This is a genomic window from Terriglobus sp. YAF25, from assembly GCF_052113305.1.
Classification (GTDB): domain Bacteria; phylum Acidobacteriota; class Terriglobia; order Terriglobales; family Acidobacteriaceae; genus Terriglobus.
Window position 1 is genome coordinate 1 of sequence record NZ_JBFRCY010000378.1, and the last position, 4430, is coordinate 4430.

3 protein-coding genes are annotated in these 4430 nt (G+C 58.5%); 2 read left to right on the plus strand and 1 reads right to left on the minus strand.

Going from position 1 to position 4430, the window contains the following annotated elements:
• Window positions 1-105: 105 nt before the first annotated feature.
• Window positions 106-3510 (minus strand): carboxypeptidase regulatory-like domain-containing protein, encoded by a 3405-nt coding sequence (locus AB4043_RS15940; protein ID WP_442307493.1) that lies wholly within the window; start codon window positions 3508-3510, stop codon window positions 106-108.
• Between the two features lie 187 nt (window positions 3511-3697).
• Here AB4043_RS15940 and AB4043_RS15945 point away from each other — a divergent pair, with 187 nt between their 5' ends.
• Window positions 3698-3901, plus strand: a complete 204-nt coding sequence (locus tag AB4043_RS15945) for a hypothetical protein (RefSeq protein WP_442300974.1) — start codon at window positions 3698-3700, stop codon at window positions 3899-3901.
• Between the two features lie 45 nt (window positions 3902-3946).
• On the plus strand, window positions 3947-4333 hold the full coding sequence (locus AB4043_RS15950) for a c-type cytochrome (protein WP_442300975.1): 387 nt from the start codon (window positions 3947-3949) through the stop codon (window positions 4331-4333).
• Window positions 4334-4430 lie beyond the last annotated feature (97 nt).

Below are 4430 nucleotides of genomic sequence, written 5' to 3' on the forward strand. Positions count from 1 at the left end.
GCGCAAAGATTAACCCCCGCAAAAACAGGAGTCAAGCGAAAAAACAGGCAAAAATGCGGCGTGCCCTGGTTGGGGCACGCCGCGGGGAGTCGTGTTTTCGTCAGGTTAGAAGTTGATACGGCCCGAAAGCTGGAGCTGGCGGTTCGCTCCCTGTCCCACTTGGTTACCCACCGTCGAGGTGAAGGTTCCGAAGTTCGAACCTGCCGTACCGGTGGAGTATGCCTGTCCCGGCTGTACGCCGTTGCTGATGGTCGTGGTGGCCGCATTACCGCCCGTCGGAATGCCCTGCGCCAGGCGGATGGTGCCCGGAACAGCGTAGTTCGGGTGGTTGAGGATGTTGAAGCCCTCGGCCTTGAAGTCAACCTTCACACGTTCGGTGATAGCGAAGGTCTTTTCCAGGGTCATATCGAGCTGAGCCAGCGAGGCGCCATTCAGGCTATTGCGGCGCAGCGAACCGAAGGTTCCAGGCGTCGGAATTGTGAACGCAGCCGGATTCAGCAACTGCTTGCCGACGTTGGTATATGGGTTGACGCCAGGCACCAGGTTCACGCGGCGAATGTTACGGGTGTTGCCGCCGCCCGGAACGTTGACCACCGCCGTGGTGCAGACGCCAGCATTCACGCTGGTGGTGCCGCTGGAGTAAGCCGGGCACGAGGAGGAGAGCACGGGCGAGGAGTAGACCTTGCCCGCGTAGGTACCGGAAGTCGGCGTACCGACGTAGGCGATGTCAGGACGGGTRATCAGAACATCGACCGGGAGACCCGAGCGGAAGTTCACGATACCGCCAATCTGCCAGCCACCCACCACCGCATTACCGATGCTGCCAAAGTCCATCGACTTGCCATGGCCGATCGGCAGGTCATACAGAACCGTCGCGTTCATGCTATGACGGATATCGAAGTTGCCACGGCCATACTCTGTATTGAAGTCGTAAGGATTCTGCGCCGTGCTGGCTTCGTTCGATCCGCTGGTCGTGCCAAGTTCCTTCGCCCAGGTGTACTGCGCACCCAGCGACAGGCCCTGACGGAAGCGGCGCTGCAACGTCGACTGCAGCGAGTGGTAATGGTTCGTACCACCTGAGGTCTTGTAGTCGATTTCGCCGTAGCGGCTGCCGAACTCACGTACCGCAGTGCCGGCGCCGGTCGAGGCATTGGTCGTCACGCTGGTGATGCGGTTGGTGATCGAACGCAGGAAGAGGTTCCGTCCCTGCGATCCGACGTAACCAATCATCATCTGCATCTGTCCCGGAAGTTGCTGCTGGATCGAGAAGGTGTAGGTCGCCACACGCTCCGGCAGGTGATAGTACGGAGCATACGCACGCGGCTGGAAGCCGGAGAGATTGTTGGCGTCAAAGCTCGACAGCAGGTTCGCCGTGTTCGCCGGATAGGGCTGCGCGCCGTTCGAGAAGCTGCGGCCTACGCGGTCGTTTGCCTCAGGCTGCACCTGATCTTCCGTCTGACCGGGGCCGAAGAAGATGCCGGCACCGACGCGGACCACCGTGTTGTTGTGCAGACCGGCGGGAGCCCAGGTCAGGCCCAGACGCGGTCCGAAGTTCTTCGTTGAGCTGCCAAACCAGCTCTTGTTGTACTTGGGAAACGCTGCGACGCGGCCGCTGGAGTACAGGGTAGCCGTTGTCATATCGAAGAAGACGTACTTGTCGTTTACTTCATGCAGGGGCTGGAAGTACTCATAGCGCAGGCCATAAGCCAGTGTCAGTGTGGGGCGGAGCTTCCACTCATCCTGACCGTAACCGATGTAGTAGTTCTGGCGCATCTGCGCATTACCGGAGATGCCGCTGAACGGGCTCGGAGCGCTGAGGTCACCATTGAACGCAGTCGTATCCGGAACATTGTTCACGAAGTTGCTGACACTGTTGAAGGTGTACTGCGTACCGCCGAGCTGGTCGTTGTAGATCTTGATGATGCGCGACTCAAAACCAAACTTCAGGTTGTGGTTTCCCTTGACGATCGAGAAGTTGTCGATCGGCGAGATGCTCCACGCGGTGTACGGTGCGCCACGGCCGGTAAAGCTCGAAGAGGTCGTAACCAGACCACCCGGCTTGACGGCATTGGCGATGCTGAATAAGCTGGCGCTCAGATCAGCATTGGGGCTCGGTCCGCTGACGCCGTTGACGCGCGTCTTGGCATAGTTGAAGCCCACCTTGGTCTCGTTGAACATCGAAGCCGAGAGCACCTGATTCAGCGCGATCACGCCGTTCTGCGGAACATACTTGTTCTGCGTCAGGCCCAGCGCCGGATCCTGTGTCTGGTTCGCCGTACCCTGGTCCCGATTGAAACGAACGTAGGAGGAGTACTTCTCATTGAAGTGGTAGTCAAAACGAACGGCCGCAAAGCTCTCCGTCAGCGAGAAGGGCACTGCGCGGCTGACCGAAACCAGCTCGCGTCCGGTGGCTCCATTGACCGTACCGTCCGTGAAGGTTGCGCCCGGCTGCTCGATCGCGATCGGATTCCGATCCAAAGGATAGGCGCCCACAACATTACGGATGGGTGAGTTGGTGGGAATGCGGGAGATGGTGTAGTTCGAGATCGTGTTGCCGGTCGAAGCGACGTTCCAGTACTGACGCAGACCTTCATACACGCCGAAGAAGAAGAGCTTGTCCTTGATGAGCGGACCGCCTACTGAGCCACCGAACTGATTCAGACGGAACTTCGGCGAGTTGTTGGCGACGTTTACCGCATTGAAGGTGTTACGAGCATCGAAGAAGTCGTTACGCAGATACTCGAAGACCGATCCGTGGAATGCGTTCGAACCCGATTTCGTCACGAAGCTGATCTGACCACCGGTTCCGGTACCCATCTCGGCGGGGTAGCTGTTGGAGTCGACACGGAACTCCTGGATGGCTTCCAGCGACTGCTGCAGACGGAAGATCGAGTTGGCTTCACCGTTCAAGTTTCCGGGGGCGGCGTCGATAATGGCAGTAGCTTCCACGCCATCCAGGCGAAGGATGTTCTGCTCTACGGCGCGGCCGGAGAAGCGGATCTCACCGAAGTTGCCAGAGCCGACGTTGGTCGCGCCCGGAGCCAGAAGGTAAAGCTGCGAAACCTGGCGTCCATTGATCGGCAGGTCTTCGATCTCGCGGCTGGCAATGTTGGCACCGATACGTGCCGAAGAGGTATCCAGGGCGACGAGCTGACCGGCATCGACCAGCACCGAGGTTGCGCTGCCGGCTACCGGCAGGCTGATGTCCTTCACCAGCTCCTGGCCGACGGCAAGGACCACACCCTTGGATTCGGCATCAGAGAAGCCGCTCGCCGTGACCTTCACCTCGTACTCAGAGGGCACGAGCGACGGGATGATATAAAGACCCGAATCGTTGGTCGTCACCGTACGGCTCTCACCGGTACGGATATTCTTCACGACTACGGTTGCGTTGGGAATCAYAGCGCCGCTCTGGTCGGTTACGGTACCTACCAGACGGGCGGTCGTCATCTGGCCAAATGACGGGATACAGAAGATGGCAAGCAGAAGGGCAAGCCTGATGAGTTTCATATACCTTTGAGCTTCGCCAGCTCCGGTTACGACCCGTTAACGAAATCGTGAATGTTGCGTTAACAGAGCCAAAATCATTGGAAATTCTGCGTCTTCTGCACCAGATTGTGTAACCTCAAAAACAGTCATGCCCGTCAAGTGCATCCTCAGTTGGAGTGGCGGCAAAGACTCTGCCTAGGCCTTAAAATTGCTGCGCGAGCAGGGTGAGTGGCAGGTCGGAGCCCTTCTTACGTCGGTCAACGAACATTTCCGGCGCATCGCCATCCACGGCGTCCGCGAAGACCTGCTCGACCGCCAGGCAGAAGCCGCAGGCCTCCCTCTCTGGAAAGACCTGCTTTTGGGTTCGCCAGTTACCTTCCCCACACCACCTCAAAAATCTTCTTCCCTCTAAACCACAACCCAGCGTACGATTCTGCCGCCTAATTAGGAGGCTCGAATGCTGAAGCCTTTCTTTGTTCTACCTGCCCTGGTGGCTCTGGCGTTTCCACCACAGCAACCCGTGCCCGCAACTCCCGCGCCTGCAACCGGGAACATGACCAACCGCGTCAAGCCCACAGCCGAGTCTCAAGCCAAAGCCAAGAAGATGTACGGCTATGACTGCTCCATGTGCCACGGCCCAACCGGAGACGGCAAAGGCGACATCGCCATGAAACCGGCTCCGAAAGACCTTACCGACTCCTCATCACTCAAAGACATGTCCGATGCCGACCTCTACGCCATCATCAAAACGGGCAAGGGCCAGATGCCTGGTGACGGCGACCGGCTAAAGGATGACGAGCTCTGGAACATGGTGATCTACGTGCGGTCGCTGGCGAAGAAGTAGCTAGAGCATTTTCCCTGTTGCTGGGTRYCCCGAAAGGGCGTRCAGCGGCGTTTTCATTACGGAAAACGCCCACAGATGCGGAAACCCTACTCTACAC

Excerpts from the sequence above, each read along its gene's own strand:
- AB4043_RS15950 (WP_442300975.1), top strand. The coding sequence starts at position 3,947 with ATGCTGAAGCCTTTCTTTGTTCTACCTGCCCTGGTGGCTCTGGCGTTT.